The following is a 13,756-nucleotide window of genomic DNA, read 5'->3' on the forward strand; positions in this document are numbered from 1 at the left end:
CCAGAATCTGTTTTTCGCCTTCGTGTACAACAGCCTGGGGGTGCCCCTGGCCGCCGGGGTGCTGTTTCCGTTCACCGGCTGGCTACTCAGCCCCATGTATGCCGCCGCCGCGATGAGCCTGAGCTCGATCTCGGTCATCGCCAACGCACTACGGCTCCGTGCCGCCAACCTATGAGTGGGAGCCACCACCATAACTTCCATAGAAGAGGAGGAGGGCATCATGGCTTATGTTGACCTGCAGCGACGCATGGTATTACGCCGACTCGGTGGTGTGGCGGCGCTGTCGACTCTGGCGGGGGCCGGGGGGTGGTTCGGAGGGTTCCGCCCCGGTGCGCTGGCGGCGTCCGAGCCCACGTCAATGGCCATGGAGGGCCCCTTCGACGTTGACTTGCGCTTGCGCGCCCATCCCGATGAAGTCTCCATCCTGCCGGGTGCGCCGAGCAACGTCTGGCGGTACACGGCCGAGCGTCTCGCTGGGCCCGAAGAGACCCTGACGCCTGTGGGCGAGAGCTATGCGGGCCCGCTGATCCGTCTGCGTCGCGGCCAGCGCCTGCGTGTGCGCATCGACAACGATCTTCCTGAAGACACCACCGTCCACTGGCATGGCCTACATGTGCCGCCGGAGGTGGACGGTCAGCCGCGCCTGCCGATCGAGCCGGCGACGAGCACGACGGTGGCATTCGATGTCGTGGATCGTGCCGGCCTGTACTGGTACCACCCCCATCCCCACGGCCCTGACGGTGGCCGGGTCGGCTTTCAGAGCTACGCCGGCCTCGCCGGTCCACTGATCATCAGCGACGACACCGAGCGTGCCCTCGGGCTTCCCGACGGAGAACGGGAGCTGGTCCTCATCCTGCAGGACCGTACCTTTACCGATAGCAACGAACTTCAGTACATCGGCGGCGGCATGGGGGGGATGATGACCCGCATGCGCGGTTTTCGGGGCGAGCGGGTGCTGGTGAACGGTCATCCGGACGCGCGCCGCGAGGTGGCGACGCAGCCTCACCGATTGCGTCTGCTCAATGGCTCCAACTCGCGCATCTACAAGCTGGCCTGGAACGACGGCCGAGCGGTGACCGTCATCGGCACCGACGGTGGCTTGCTCTCCAGACCCGAGCAGCGTCGCTCGGTCACGCTGGCGCCGGCCCAGCGGATCGATCTTTGGGTCGATTTCGGTGATACCGAGCCGGGACAATCCGTACAGCTCGTGAGCGAGGAGTACGAACTCGACATGATGGGCGGCAGGGGAATGATGGGTGGCGGAGGCATGATGGGCCAAGGAATGATGGACGAGCGGATGGGCGAGATGATGGGGAGCGAGCGGCTCTCGCTGGTCACGTTCGATATCGTCGCCCGGGCGAACGATTCCGGAACCCTGCCGGAACGTCTCGCCCAGGACCTCCCGGCCTCCCCGGTACAGGCCGATACGCCGGTACGCCGCTTCGAGCTGGGCATGCGCATGATGCAAGGCTTCACGATGAACGGCCGGCGGATGGAAGGCACGACGGTGGCGGACGACGAGATCGTCCGGCTGGGGCAGACGGAAATCTGGGAGTTCGTCAACAACACCATGATGCCGCATCCCATTCACGTCCATGGCCTGCAGTTCCGGATCCAGGAGCGGATACCGGCGGGTGGCAAGTCCGACCTGCACGATGGGATCATCGACGCGGGGCTGCATGATACGGTGCTGGTGTTCCCCGAGGAGCGGGTGCGTATCGCCCTGATCTTCGAAAACTTCGAGGGGCTATATATGTACCACTGCCACAATATGGAGCACGAAGATACCGGCATGATGCGCTACTTCAGAGTGGTGGCATAGTGAACCGGCCGCGTTTCGATCATGCAATGACCACAAGGAACGGCGAGACCAGATGTCCTTTTACGAGAATCGCATTCTGCCACATCTCCTCCACTTGGCGTGCGGCAACAAGGTGGTCGATCGACAGCGGGCGGCAGTGGTGCCGGCGGCACGAGGTCGTGTCCTGGAGGTGGGCATGGGATCCGGACTCAACATTCCCCACTACGATTCGCACCAGGTCGAACTGGTCTGGGGGCTCGAGCCTTCCGAGGGCATGCGCCGCAATGTCGCCGGCGCACCGTTCGAGGTGCGCTGGCTGGATTTGCCCGGCGAGGAGATCCCCCTGGAGAACGATAGCGTGGATAGCGTGGTGCTCACCTACACGCTATGCACGATTCCGGACTGGCACCGTGCGCTTGAGCAGATACGTCGGGTGCTCAAGCCGGGCGGTCAGCTGCTGTTCTGTGAACACGGCACGGCACCCGATGAGGCCGTGCGCAAGTGGCAGGATCGCGTCAATCCCCTGTGGCGCAAGGTGGCGGGGGGCTGCAATCTCAACCGCGACATACCCGAGCTCATCGAACACGCCGGCTTTGCTATCCAGCGGATGGAGACGGGTTATCTACCGAAGGTTCCGAGGTTTGCTGGTTTCAATTTCTGGGGGGCCGCTGTTCCCCGTTGATCAAGCCCTCGTGTAATGATGCGATCAACGGGCAGGTGATACTTCCCTCCCGCTCATGACACGCATGTACCAGGTCGGCCAGTGTCCGCTCGATACGCTGGAGACTGGCGATCTTCTCATGTACATCCCGCAGTTTATGCTCGGCCAGGGTGCTGGCCTCCTGGCAATGAGTGCCATCCTCCAATCGCAACAGCTCGGCGATCTCGTCCAGGCTGAAGCCCAGCCGCTGTCCGGTTTTGACGAAGGTCCGCCGCGCCACGTCGGCTGCGCCATAGCGACGGATACGGCCGGAAGGACGTTCCGGCTCCGGGAGTGACCCGCGGCGCTGATAATACCGGATGGTCTCGACATGGACGCCAGTCGCTTTCGCCAGGCCGCCAATGGTCATGGTGTCCGCCACTCTATCTACATGTCTCTTCATGACGTTTGACTCCGTATCCAACTACGGAATTAACCTTATCGTAGTGCCCCTGTCCTGAAAGGAGAAACGTCAATGCGGAAGTCGAAAACGGGGCGAGGTCCCCTGGCTGCCGGAGGGATTGCGGCCCTCCTGGCCTCAGCGTGTTGCCTCGGCCCGCTGGTGCTGATCATGCTGGGAGTTTCCGGCGCCTGGATCGGCAACCTGGTGGCCCTGGAACCGTATCGCCCGCTCTTCCTTGGCGTGGCGCTGGTGGCGCTGTTCTTCGCCTGGCGCCGGATCTTCCGCTCCGTGGAACAGTGTCAGCCAGGTGAGCTATGTGCCGTGCCACGTGTCAGGACGGGCTACAAGGTGATGTTCTGGCTCGTATCGCTGCTGATACTGATCGCGCTGGTCTTTCCCTACACGTTGCCCTGGTTCTATTGAGAGGAGGTTCCCCATGAAAGCTCGTATCGCCCTCATGATGGTGCTGTGTTGCGTCGTGCCAATAGCCCTGATTCTGTTCGGCACGGCGGGCCTGGCCGCGCTGACAGGCTATCTCGACTACGTGCTGTTGGCTGCCCTGGCCCTGGCCATCGTCATCGGCTTATCTCTCTACGCTCGACACCGCAAGCGGAAGCAGGACGCCGGCTGTCCCCATGTAGACTCGGAGAAACGTGATGATTGAACTCAACGTGAGTGGCATGACCTGTGACAGCTGTGCGGCCCGTGTCAGGGAAGCCCTGGAGAAACTGCCCGGCGTGCAGTCGGTCGAGGTATCCTATCCACAGGGGACGGCGTCGGTAGCCGTTGATCCGGGTACACCGGCCTCGGCGTTGACGCTCGCCGTGACCCGACTTGGCTACCAGGCCCGACTGGTCAACAGTGGGATACCTTCCCCGGCAGGCGCATCGGTTTCCAAGGGCCGCGATGAAGACGCCCCGCACATCGCGGTCATCGGCAGCGGCGGCGCCGCCATGGCGGCGGCCCTGAAGGCCGCCGAGCGTGGGGCCCGCATCACCCTGATCGAACGCGGCACCCTCGGTGGCACCTGCGTCAACACCGGCTGTGTGCCCTCGAAGATCATGATCCGCGCGGCCCATATTGCCCACTTGCGCACGGCAAGTCCCTTCGATTCAGGCCTGAGCGCCCAGGCGCCGGTGGTGGACCGGGCGAAGCTGCTCGAGCAACAGCAGCGACGTGTCGAGGAGCTGCGTGACGCCAAGTACGAGGGAATTCTGCGCGACCACCCCGCCATCACGGTCCTGCACGGCGAGGCCCGGTTCGTCGATGCCCAGCATCTGACGGTCAGTCTGAATGAAGGCGGCGAGCAGACCGTCCGCTTCGATCGCGCCTTTATCGGCACCGGCGCCCGTCCGATAGAACCGCCGGTGCCGGGCCTGACGGAGACCCCCTATCTGACCTCCACCAGCGCGCTGGCACTGGACACTCTTCCCGAGCGGCTGATCGTCATCGGCGCTTCGGTGGTGGCCCTGGAATTGGCCCAGGCCTTCGCCCGGCTGGGCAGCCAGGTCACCCTGCTGGCCCGCAGCCGCCTGTTGTCTCGGGAAGACCCGGCGGTGGGGGACGCGGTGGAGGCGGCGTTTCGCCGCGAGGGCATCGAGGTGCTCAAGCAGACCCAGGCGAGCCGCGTGGACTTCACCGACAATGAATTCATTCTCGACACGAACGCCGGCACCTTGCGGGCGGATCAACTGCTGGTGGCCACCGGGCGGACACCCAACACCGAGGCGCTGAACCTGGCGAGCATCGGCGTGGAAACCGCGCGTGGCGCGATTCTGGTGGATGAGCACCTGCAAACCACCGTACCCGGCCTCTATGCCGCCGGTGACTGCACCGATCAGCCGGAGTATGTCTACGTCGCCGCCGCCGGGGGCAGCCGAGCCGCCGTCAACATGACCGGGGGCGAGGCCACCCTGGACCTCAGTGCCATGCCGGCGGTGATCTTCACCGACCCCCAGGTGGCCACCGTCGGCCTGACGGAGGCCGAGGCACTCAAGCGGGGCTTCAGCGTGGAGCCCCGCGTGCTCGATCTGGAGAACGTGCCGCGTGCGCTGGTGAATTTCGACACCGGTGGGTTCATCAAGATGGTGGCCGAACGCGACTCGGGGCGGTTGCTGGGCGTCCAGGCGGTGGCGGGGGAAGCCGGTGAGCTGATCCAGACCGCAGTGATGGCGCTGCGCGCACACATGACCGTGCAGGCCATCGGCGATGAGCTGTTTCCCTACCTGACCATGGTGGAAGGCCTCAAGCTCTGTGCCCAGACCTTCACCAAGGATGTGACGCAGTTGTCATGCTGTGCCGGGTGAGCGGCCTGAGCTTGATCTTGGTGCTACCCATAGTTGGCATCATGGTATGCCAAGGGGGCAATCATGACGAGCATGCCGCCTTCTGAGGGCGGGATGATGATATTTGATGCCCACAGCGCAATCCCATAAGGCATCTGGTGACCGCATGGTCGATACGATAATGACGCATGAGCCGGTGATTCGGCTCGGAATCTTTACTGGGGTCCTGGTGGCGATGGCGCTGTGGGAGATCGTCGCCCCACGCCGGACACAGCGTTATCGCCGTTGGCAACGCTGGCCGCACAACCTGATGATCGTGGCACTGGACACACTGGCCGTACGCCTGCTCTTCCCGCTGGCGGCAGTCGGAGCCGCTCTTGTCGCGACCGAGCGGGGTTGGGGGGTATTCAATGAGCTCTCGGCACCGGAGTGGTTGGCTGTGGGGGCGTCATTCGTGGCGCTGGATGTGGTCATCTACTTCCAGCATCGGCTGTTCCACGCCGTGCCCTGGTTGTGGCGACTGCACCGCATGCATCATGCCGATCTTGAATTCGATGTGACCACGGGACTGCGCTTCCATTCCCTGGAGATTCTGCTCTCGATTGGCATCAAACTCGCCGCGGTAGTGGTGCTGGGCGCGCCGGCACTGGCGGTGCTGATCTTCGAGGTGGTACTCAACGCCACGTCCATGTTCAACCATGGCAATGTGCGCCTGCCCGGGTGGCTCGACCGGCGCCTGCGGCTGTTCGTGGTGACGCCGGAGATGCATCGCGTGCATCACTCGATCGTACGGCGGGAAACTGACAGCAACTTCGGCTTCAACCTGCCCTGGTGGGATCGCCTGTTCTACACCTACCGCGACCAGCCCGCCGCCGGTCATCTCGGCATGACGCTCGGTATCGAGGATTTTCGGGAGGCGCGCGACCTCAGGCTGGATCGCATGTTGCTCCAGCCGTTTCTCAGTGGCCCAAGCGATGTGAAGCGGACTTCGTCGTGAGTCTCACGCGTTCTGGAAGCGTCTTTATCTTCAGGTATCCGTGTCGTGATAGCCAGTCAGTGCCGCCACACCTACCGTACGTGCCTGTTCCTGGACAGCATTAGGTAAGACTGTTCGTCGGACCTATGTGAGTTTCCTAAGTTCTCTACCCTATGCTGACGTCTTATTGGTATCACTACTTGCACAAGTCAGGAAACAGATTTGATAGAGCTTTGAGTCAGGTTTGATTTTCTACGGATAAGGCCAGGGTCTTGTTGACGCTGATGCCGATACCCACGGGCATGCCGATCTGCTGCAGCACGGTTGCACGCGTCTCGTGGCCCCAGGTCTCCAGGTCTCCCTCGAGGCCGCTGAGGTCCACCCAGGCCTCATCGATACTGTAAGGGGCTGTCGCCGGCGCCAGCCGGGCGAGCAGGGTCATGATGCGATCGGAGACATCCTGGTAGAGGGCGAAATTGGAGCTGAAAACCTCGATCTCTCCCCGGCGGTGGAGCGGGGCGATTTCATGCCAAGGCGCCCCCATGGGGATGCCCAAAGCCTTGGCCGCGGCATTGCGGGCAATTGCGTTACCGTCGTTCGAAGATAGCACCACGATCGCGGAATTTCGCAGCCAGGGACGGAAGATGGCCTCCGCCGAGGCGTACATCGAGTTGCAGTCCACGAGGCCGATGGCCCGGGAGGGCGGGGGCAGGGGGCTCATGGCGAGCTCCCCAGGTGATGGAGGTTCCAGGTGGCCACGCCCCACACTTCGAGCTCCTCGCCGTCACCGAGCACGATCGGTCGGTGGTGGCGGTTCTGCGGCACCAGGGAGACTCGGTCACCGTCGATGACGAGCGTCTTGACCAGGAACTCACTGCCCACTCGGGCGACCACGACATCCCCGCTGCGTGCCTGGCGGGCACGGTCGACTACCAGGACATCATCGGGGTAGATGCCCGCCTCGATCATCGAGTCCCCACGCGCTCGAACCAAAAAGGTGGAAGGCTCCCGTACCCGCACCAGGTCGTCGAGAGACAGGGGAGGCTCGCTCCAGGCTTCCGCCGGTGAGGGAAAACCGCAGCTCGCCTCGGGGTAGAGGGAGAGCCTGGCGGGCTCCCCGGCCATGGCGAGGGGGCCCAGAATGTCAGCGGGCATGCGGATGTCTCCAAAGTGCTGTATCTTTATACAGGATAAGGAGAGGCGCCCTTTCCGGCAAGGGAATGGCGGCGCGACCGGAGGCCGGCTTGCATTGTCGGCGGTTCATGCGAAGCTGGCAGCCATGCTGGGAACAAGGCCGCCATTTGCTCAAGGGAGAAGCTGGATCAATGAAGAACAGTAAAGCGGCCCGCCTGCTGAGTGGTCCTTTCGCTAGTGCCTGGGTTGTTATCGGGAGTGTGCTTGTTGGTGTCGTGTTATCCGCTTTCCTTAAAGAAATCCAGGAGTCGCCGCCCATTACCTGGTTGAAGGCGTGGGAGTTTACTGATGGTGCCATGACAAGGCCGGCAATAGGCTTCTGGGTGCTATTCATATCGGTTGCCGTAGTGGCTGCGTGTCGTGAATACTTCAGTTACGCTAGAGCAAAGCATGATCGAAATGAATTGCATGAGGACATCGAAAGTGTCAGAGAGGTGGCTAGCACGATGCCACCAAAAGATTTCCTACGAAGATCGTCATCCTCTTTCAGAGATATGAGCTTTGAGACTGATGTTGTCTACGCATCGTCACTCGAAGACATTCTTACAAGCCGAGACGAGGGGGAGGGCAGCTCCGTTGCCGGTAAGCGAGGAGATATCAACCTCATCATAAGGATGGTCTTGGACTCCATGATCAACCTGGCGCTGCACTTCGATCAGCCGCACACCTACAGGGATGTAACGTACTCAGCTAATATCATGTGGCTGAAGGACCCGAGCGAGTATCCCGACCGGGAGCAGCAGGCAATCCTCTGGGAGGCCGCTGAGAGGCTTTCGGACTGTGAAAATGCAGGGATGTTTTTCTCCGCCGTCGATAACCTACTCGTTCTTGATCTCAACCTGACAACGAACAGCACGAACGTTGGCGTGCCGGAGGTGGATAGCCTTAAACCATTATGCCTTGGCTATAAGCATGGTGAGAGAGGTGTTGGGTATAATCTCCCCGGGGCCCCGCAGACATTAATAGATATTGATTTCTCACACGTTAAAGACTCCCGGGCAATAGCGGGAACAATGACGGAATACGGGGAGCTGGCAAGGAAGAAGGTGGGAGCGTACTATAATAATGATACTCGTGGACGAAGTATCTTCTCTATGCCCGTTGTGGGTTATGATCCTGTTGGAGGTGAAGAGTCCGTCATTGCAGTCGTTTCCATTTACAGGAATAGCCCCGGCATCATGGAAGGAGATCAGCGGGCGCTCATGTTTAACCACCAGATGGTGCCTTTCGTAAGCCTGCTGTATCGACTATGCTGGGTGCGACAGAAAGTAGACGAGCTGGAAGGCAACCCGCTCACGGCGTATACTGAAGTGCCGATGGATCTTACATCCACCCCTGAGAAGGAGAGCCAAGATGGCGATGGTAGCGACTAAGCGCGAGAACACCGACCGCAAGATCTTGCGCTCCCGGACGCGCTCGGGGCGCTACGTCACCCTGGGCACCGCCAGCCTCAAGGGGAAGTCCTTTGCATCCAAGGAGAAGGTGGCGGAAACCCTCAGAGCCGCCAATGAGGCCTCCAAAGCCACCATCCGCAAGCACCGCCAGGAGCTTCTGGGCGTGGACTGATGGGCTATACCTTCGAGCGTGACGAGCCTGCGACCCCCATCGCGGGCTTTTTTGTGCCCTTCGCACGCCATGTATCGGGCGAGCAATGGGCATGATATGGGTATCGCAGCGCCAAAATATGGTGCTATGCTGTGGCCAGCATGACCCAATATCTCAGGTAGGAGCCAGTGATGAGTAGAATCCTCTCCGTGGCGTCCCATAAGGGTGGGGTCGGGAAGTCCAGCACCACGATCTTCCTGGCGCAGCACCTGGCGAACAAGGGGCGGCGGGTGTTGGTCATCGACAACGATGCCCAGGGCAACACCACGACCCGCTTGATCCTCGGGGACGATGGAGAACCCGTGCCTTTGGCGTCGACCACGGCGGCCGATCTCTATACCCCGAATCTTGAACAGCTCGAGGTGACCCACTGTCCCCGAGGCATTGACCTCATCCCGACGCCCAAGAACTGCGCTCGCCTGTATGCGATCCAGAGCTCGGAGCTGGATGACTGCCTGGTATTTCGCAACAACTGCTGGGCACTGCTCGATGACTACGATGTGGTGATCATCGACTGCCCCCCGAACTTCGGCGTCACGCTGGTGGCAGCATTGGCCATGAGCACGCATGTGATCAGCCCCGTCAAACTGTCCGGCTTCGCGATCGATGGCATCGAAGGCATCCTCGGCACCATTGCCAGCGTCAAGGCCCAGTACAACGAGGGGCTCAAGTTCGCTGGAACCTTCATCAACATGCTCGAGCCCGGCGCCAAGCGTCAGAACCGCAATGCCCTGGAGTTCCGTAAGGTGCTGGGTGGGCTGGTGCTCAACAATCACCTGGCTCGCCGGCCACCGATCGATACCGCGATCGACGAGGGTGTGCCGATCACCTCGCTGACCTATGCCCATGTGGCGGCCAAGGAAGTCGCCGCACTGATGGATGAAATTGAGGAGCGCCTGAAATGAGCTCAAGCATGCGAGGCCTGGACAGCATCGTTCAGGCCGCCAACCTGGTGGAAGAAACTGGCCAGAATGTCCTGACGCTGGATACCGATGACGTGGTGTCTCGCGCCCAAACCCGCAAGAAGTTCAACCGGATCGAGGAGCTGGCGGAGTCCATCAAGATTTCCGGCCAACAGCAGCCGATCATCGTCTCACCCAAGAACAACAAGGGGAAGTACACGATCCAGAAGGGGGAGCGCCGCTGGCGTGCTTGCCAGCTGCTGGGCATCAAGGTGACCGCCATCGTCAACAACCGGCATGAGAAGCCTCTCGAGGCGCTCAGCGGGGAGCTTGCCGAGAACATCCAGCGTGAGGACCTCGAGCCCATGGAAGTGGCTGAGGCGCTGTCCCGCTTCGTCGACGAAGGTGGCATGTCCCAGCGCGAGATCCACAAGAAGCTGGGCAAGCCCCTGACCTATGTGGCTGTGCATCTCTCTCTCCTAAAGCTGCAGGACACCCTCAGGGAGCGCCTCTACGACACCGGTTTGGTCACCGACCCCGAGACCCTGAACAACCTGCGCCAGCTGCAGGATCTTGACCCCGAGTGGGTTGATGATATCTGTGACCAGGCCAAGGCCGAGGAAGGTCTCTCCCGCCGCGAGACCCGGGAATGGCTGCGGGTGGCGAAAAAGGCCAAGGCTGACGGCCAGCGTCCCAAGGACGCGTTCATGGCCGGCACGCCCCAGGAGGCATCCCAGGCCCCGGTAGAGCGCCCGGGAAAAGGGGTCGGTAAAGGCACTTTGCTGGAAGAGCCTGGTGGCCACGAGAGTGAGACGGGGGAGGGGAACGCTGATCCCGCCCCACGGCCGCCGTCTAAGGATCAAGCGCCCACGACGGGTCCGGCGGCTAAGCAGGAAGCACCGTCAGAGCAGGGTGCCAACCAATCGCCCGCGGGTCCGCCGGAGCAGAGCGATGAGCAGCCAGCAAGCGACCGTGGTGCCGGGGCGGAACCCGCGGCTGGACTAGCCAAGCCGAAAACGGCAGCCAAGGGCCAGGGGTGGAAAGAGCTGGCCCCCGAGGCGAGCCGAGTCTACTGCGAGTGTGAGCTTGACGGTGTTGAAGGCGAGCTCCAGCCCGGTTGGGTCATGACCTCTCGCGTCGATGAAGAGGACGGCTATGTCTGGGTCATGCTGAACGAGGATGGCGATGAGAAGCCTGTTAGAGTGCCGGCGGAGTCGATCACGATCACCTCTGTGAGGGCGGTGGGCTGAATGACCATGACCGAAGGACTCAGTAATCCCTGTCGGCGACGCTACGCCCTGGTCAATGCCCTGGCCGAGCTCAAGGAGCCGACGATGTCCGATCTGCATCGGCACACGGGGATACCGGAAACCACGATCCGTCGACTCATGACGACCCTGAGGCAGGAGTTGGCCATCGACCTTCGCTATATCCACCCGGTCAGCACGACGCCGTCAGGGTCAGGCTACTACGAGCTGCGCAACTGGGGCGTCTTGGATGCCAAGGCGTTCCGACGCACCTTCGGACATATCAAGCGGGGGGATGAGGCCGAAGACGAGGTCGCAGAGCGCAGAGGGCCGTCAACTCAGACTCGTTGAAACGATGTTACACTGAGAGGGCACACAGCTCTCCTCAGTGTTGTGCTGCCCCTGAGGCTGCTGGTCGCTCTCACATCGCCAGCAGCCTCATCCTTTCCTGACTACTCCACACCTCGCTGTATCATGGAGACAGCACGTGATCTCAAGCACTATTCGGTGCTTGTGTAACCATAAAATGGCGATACTGTTGATGGTGACGATAGGCCGACAGTGAGGCTTTCCTCTGCGAAGGGTGAGTGTCTCAAGGCCTATTGAGGAGTGTCGGGTTACCCTGTCGCGGGATGTAGGAGAAGGCTTACATGCCATTGGCTGATGTCGTACGAAGATCGACTGAGTGCATGGTGTAACGTCCCATCACAATCCCTTACAATGTGCTGAGCCGAGGAACCACTTACTTTTCTCAGCCCCAGTGGCGCCGTCGCTGCGACGTAAAGGCCTCCGAGGTGGCCTGCCTGACGCAACACAATCCAGATGTACCAGAAGCTGAGGAGGGACGGTGAGCAACTGCCATCTGGGCTCCAGGACAGAGCAAACCCTGTTGGAGCTATCGACAAGAAACCAGCGTATCGAGGCCCTCGCTGAGTGGCGCTACGCGGGCCTGTGCCATGACTATGAGATGCCGATCGCTTACTGTGAGCTGTGCAAGGCCAGCCATCAGCGCTTTCGCTTTCGCCTCGATAATGCCCACAATCGGCGGCGCATCTGGGTAGGTTCCGGATGTATCCTGGGCCACGCCTTCCGTGTCGAGCAGAATGGCGTGGTTCTCAACCAGCAAGCCGCTGAACGTCACATCAACGACACGATCCAGGGCATGTTACGTGACGCGGTTGTCTCTCGACTGCTGATCGTTGTCATGCGAGACACCAATGATCTGCTGGCCGAGGCCCTGGTGCACTACCAGCAGACCGGTCACTTGACCCCTCGCCATGCGGCCATCTTCTTCGATGCGATAGAGCGGGAAGGGATCGACACCGAGCCCGCCAAGTTCCATATCTATCTGCGTCGCCAGACGGATCAGATGGAGATGCGCAGCCTGGCTACCTGGCGTGTCTGGCGCTTCTGGCACACCTTGACCCCTGCTCAGAAGAAGCAGGCGTGTGAGCTTGGCCACAGGCCACCCCCCAATAGCCATGTGGCGGTGCGCCAGCACCAGTCCAAGGGGAGGTGTTCGCGGGCCTGAACTGGAGTAGGAGGGCCAGGTGGAAGACCCGATAGAATAAGGCGAGGCTTTCCAGCAGCCTCGCCTTATTTCGTTGCGGAGAACCGGTGATTAAAGCATCTCGTAGCGCAGCCCCGAGTTCCGGTGGGATTCAAGACCGACCAGGCTCTGCACCATGGGCCCCAACCCCTTGGTGAGGCGCTCCAGGGTGGACAGGCGCGGCGTGTAGTTGCGCAGCTCGACACTTCCGATGAGCTTGCGTGACAGCTGCTCGAGCGTCAGGACCTCATCGATCAGCCCTAAGCCCTTGGCCTGCTCACCGGTCCATACCAGCCCGGAGAAGATGTCATCGCCCCCCTTGAGACGATCGCCACGGCCGGCTTTGACGTCGGCAATGAACTGCTCATGGGTAGAAGAGAGGACCGATTCCCAGAAGTCCCGTTGATCCTCGGTCACCGGTGTGAACGGGTCCATGAACGCCTTGTTCTCGCCGGCAGTGAAGACCCGCCGCTCGACACCGAGCTTGTCGATGGCATCACGGAAGCCGAAGCCGGACGAGATGACGCCGATCGAGCCCACCAAGCTGGAGGGGGCAGTGTAGATATCCCGAGCCGCGGATGCGATGTAGTAGGCCCCGCTGGCACCCATGTCCTCGACCCAGGCAAGTATGGGGGTCTCAGGATGCTGCTCCTCCAGGAAGCGGATCTCTTCATAGACGCGCTGTGACTGCACCGGACTACCGCCGGGGCTATTGATGCGAAGCACCACCGCGGCGATCTCGTCTGCCTCCAGGGCACGGCGCAGCCCCTCGTTGATGCGTGAGGCGTTGGCCTCTTCATCAGCGTCGATCACCCCCTTCACGTCGACGATCCCCAGGTGCCGCTCCACGAGCTCGTCCTTACCCGCGGCGGCGAAGTGAAGGAAGTAGACCGTGTTGGCCAGCGAGGCGAACAGGAAGGTGATGAAGAGAAAGCGAAAGAAGATCTTCCATCGTCTCGAGCGACGTCGCTCGGTGATGGTGCTCTCCATCCATTTGTCGAAGGTCTGCCACTGCTGCTGGCGCAATGCCTCTTCGGGACCTGCCTCCTGGTTGCCGCCGAGACCGTTATTCGTTTGACTCATCTCTCGATCCT

Annotated in this window: 16 protein-coding genes; 12 read left to right on the forward strand and 4 right to left on the reverse strand. The window is 61.5% G+C overall.

The genetic code is table 11. The features are described from left to right. Nucleotides 1-220 precede the first annotated feature (220 nt). Nucleotides 221-1,822, forward strand: a complete 1,602-nt coding sequence (locus tag CR157_RS16535; protein ID WP_110284642.1) for a multicopper oxidase family protein — start codon at nt 221-223, stop codon at nt 1,820-1,822. Between the two features lie 52 nt (nt 1,823-1,874). Beyond that, a complete protein-coding gene (locus CR157_RS16540; protein WP_110284643.1) occupies nt 1,875-2,483 on the forward strand; it encodes a class I SAM-dependent methyltransferase in 609 nt (202 codons plus the stop codon). Here the strand turns inward: CR157_RS16540 and merR are convergent. Further along, the gene (gene merR / locus CR157_RS16545; RefSeq protein WP_110284644.1) at nt 2,452-2,904 is read right to left on the reverse strand and encodes an Hg(II)-responsive transcriptional regulator; all 453 of its coding nucleotides are present in this window, start codon (nt 2,902-2,904) and stop codon (nt 2,452-2,454) included. The two genes, CR157_RS16540 and merR, sit on opposite strands and share 32 nt — an antisense overlap. A gap of 72 nt (nt 2,905-2,976) precedes the next feature. Here merR and merT point away from each other — a divergent pair, with 72 nt between their 5' ends. The 4 genes from merT (at nt 2,977) to CR157_RS16565 (ending at nt 6,186) form a co-directional block, all read left to right on the forward strand. Then, the gene (merT, locus tag CR157_RS16550) at nt 2,977-3,327 is read left to right on the forward strand and encodes a mercuric ion transporter MerT (protein ID WP_110284645.1); all 351 of its coding nucleotides are present in this window, start codon (nt 2,977-2,979) and stop codon (nt 3,325-3,327) included. Between the two features lie 13 nt (nt 3,328-3,340). Then, nucleotides 3,341-3,568: a mercury resistance system transport protein MerF gene (gene merF, locus CR157_RS16555; RefSeq protein WP_110284646.1), complete on the forward strand. Its 228-nt coding sequence runs from the start codon at nt 3,341-3,343 to the stop codon at nt 3,566-3,568. Beyond that, nucleotides 3,561-5,210, forward strand: a complete 1,650-nt coding sequence (gene merA / locus CR157_RS16560; protein WP_110284647.1) for a mercury(II) reductase — start codon at nt 3,561-3,563, stop codon at nt 5,208-5,210. Before merF ends, merA begins: the two co-directional genes overlap by 8 nt. Before the next feature lie 106 nt (nt 5,211-5,316). Next, on the forward strand, nt 5,317-6,186 hold the full coding sequence (locus CR157_RS16565) for a sterol desaturase family protein (protein WP_258364210.1): 870 nt from the start codon (nt 5,317-5,319) through the stop codon (nt 6,184-6,186). Between the two features lie 217 nt (nt 6,187-6,403). Here the strand turns inward: CR157_RS16565 and CR157_RS16570 are convergent, their stop codons facing one another. Both CR157_RS16570 and CR157_RS16575 read right to left on the reverse strand, forming a co-directional pair. After that, nucleotides 6,404-6,886, reverse strand: coding sequence for a Y-family DNA polymerase (locus tag CR157_RS16570; protein ID WP_110284649.1), 483 nt, complete (start codon nt 6,884-6,886; stop codon nt 6,404-6,406). Beyond that, entirely contained in the window at nt 6,883-7,320 is a 438-nt protein-coding gene (locus tag CR157_RS16575; RefSeq protein ID WP_110284650.1) for a LexA family protein, read from the reverse strand. The genes CR157_RS16570 and CR157_RS16575 overlap by 4 nt, the downstream gene beginning before the upstream one ends. Before the next feature lie 170 nt (nt 7,321-7,490). Between CR157_RS16575 and CR157_RS16580 the strand changes: the two genes are divergently transcribed. From CR157_RS16580 to CR157_RS16605, 6 genes are all read left to right on the forward strand, one after another. Beyond that, nucleotides 7,491-8,732, forward strand: coding sequence for a hypothetical protein (locus CR157_RS16580; protein WP_146218708.1), 1,242 nt, complete (start codon nt 7,491-7,493; stop codon nt 8,730-8,732). After that, complete coding sequence (locus tag CR157_RS16585; protein WP_219999964.1) at nt 8,719-8,925, forward strand: hypothetical protein; 207 nt, start codon at nt 8,719-8,721, stop codon at nt 8,923-8,925. Before CR157_RS16580 ends, CR157_RS16585 begins: the two co-directional genes overlap by 14 nt. Nucleotides 8,926-9,095: 170 nt before the next feature. Beyond that, complete coding sequence (locus CR157_RS16590; protein WP_110284653.1) at nt 9,096-9,869, forward strand: ParA family protein; 774 nt, start codon at nt 9,096-9,098, stop codon at nt 9,867-9,869. Continuing rightward, nucleotides 9,866-11,116, forward strand: coding sequence for a ParB/RepB/Spo0J family partition protein (locus CR157_RS16595; protein WP_110284654.1), 1,251 nt, complete (start codon nt 9,866-9,868; stop codon nt 11,114-11,116). The genes CR157_RS16590 and CR157_RS16595 overlap by 4 nt, the downstream gene beginning before the upstream one ends. Then, nucleotides 11,117-11,464 (forward strand): helix-turn-helix domain-containing protein, encoded by a 348-nt coding sequence (locus CR157_RS16600; protein WP_110284655.1) that lies wholly within the window; start codon nt 11,117-11,119, stop codon nt 11,462-11,464. 496 nt (nt 11,465-11,960) lie between these two features. Beyond that, complete coding sequence (locus CR157_RS16605; RefSeq protein ID WP_110284656.1) at nt 11,961-12,644, forward strand: hypothetical protein; 684 nt, start codon at nt 11,961-11,963, stop codon at nt 12,642-12,644. A gap of 90 nt (nt 12,645-12,734) precedes the next feature. On the opposite strand, the gene CR157_RS16610 is transcribed toward CR157_RS16605, so the two are convergent. Further along, complete coding sequence (locus CR157_RS16610; RefSeq protein ID WP_110284657.1) at nt 12,735-13,745, reverse strand: S49 family peptidase; 1,011 nt, start codon at nt 13,743-13,745, stop codon at nt 12,735-12,737. Between the last annotated feature and the right edge of the window lie 11 nt (nt 13,746-13,756).

It is taken from the genome of Halomonas sp. LBP4, from assembly GCF_003202205.1.
Taxonomy (GTDB): Bacteria; Pseudomonadota; Gammaproteobacteria; order Pseudomonadales; family Halomonadaceae; genus Halomonas; species Halomonas flagellata.

Excerpts from the sequence above, each read along its gene's own strand:
- merF (WP_110284646.1), top strand. The coding sequence starts at position 3,341 with ATGAAAGCTCGTATCGCCCTCATGATGGTGCTGTGTTGCGTCGTGCCA.
- CR157_RS16535 (WP_110284642.1), top strand. The coding sequence starts at position 221 with ATGGCTTATGTTGACCTGCAGCGACGCATGGTATTACGCCGACTCGGT.
- CR157_RS16595 (WP_110284654.1), top strand. The coding sequence starts at position 9,866 with ATGAGCTCAAGCATGCGAGGCCTGGACAGCATCGTTCAGGCCGCCAAC.
- CR157_RS16565 (WP_258364210.1), top strand. The coding sequence starts at position 5,317 with ATGCCCACAGCGCAATCCCATAAGGCATCTGGTGACCGCATGGTCGAT.
- merT (WP_110284645.1), top strand. The coding sequence starts at position 2,977 with ATGCGGAAGTCGAAAACGGGGCGAGGTCCCCTGGCTGCCGGAGGGATT.
- CR157_RS16610 (WP_110284657.1), bottom strand. The coding sequence starts at position 13,745 with ATGAGTCAAACGAATAACGGTCTCGGCGGCAACCAGGAGGCAGGTCCC.
- CR157_RS16585 (WP_219999964.1), top strand. The coding sequence starts at position 8,719 with ATGGTAGCGACTAAGCGCGAGAACACCGACCGCAAGATCTTGCGCTCC.
- CR157_RS16590 (WP_110284653.1), top strand. The coding sequence starts at position 9,096 with ATGAGTAGAATCCTCTCCGTGGCGTCCCATAAGGGTGGGGTCGGGAAG.
- merA (WP_110284647.1), top strand. The coding sequence starts at position 3,561 with ATGATTGAACTCAACGTGAGTGGCATGACCTGTGACAGCTGTGCGGCC.
- CR157_RS16570 (WP_110284649.1), bottom strand. The coding sequence starts at position 6,886 with ATGAGCCCCCTGCCCCCGCCCTCCCGGGCCATCGGCCTCGTGGACTGC.
- CR157_RS16540 (WP_110284643.1), top strand. The coding sequence starts at position 1,875 with ATGTCCTTTTACGAGAATCGCATTCTGCCACATCTCCTCCACTTGGCG.
- CR157_RS16575 (WP_110284650.1), bottom strand. The coding sequence starts at position 7,320 with ATGCCCGCTGACATTCTGGGCCCCCTCGCCATGGCCGGGGAGCCCGCC.
- merR (WP_110284644.1), bottom strand. The coding sequence starts at position 2,904 with ATGAAGAGACATGTAGATAGAGTGGCGGACACCATGACCATTGGCGGC.
- CR157_RS16600 (WP_110284655.1), top strand. The coding sequence starts at position 11,117 with ATGACCATGACCGAAGGACTCAGTAATCCCTGTCGGCGACGCTACGCC.
- CR157_RS16580 (WP_146218708.1), top strand. The coding sequence starts at position 7,491 with ATGAAGAACAGTAAAGCGGCCCGCCTGCTGAGTGGTCCTTTCGCTAGT.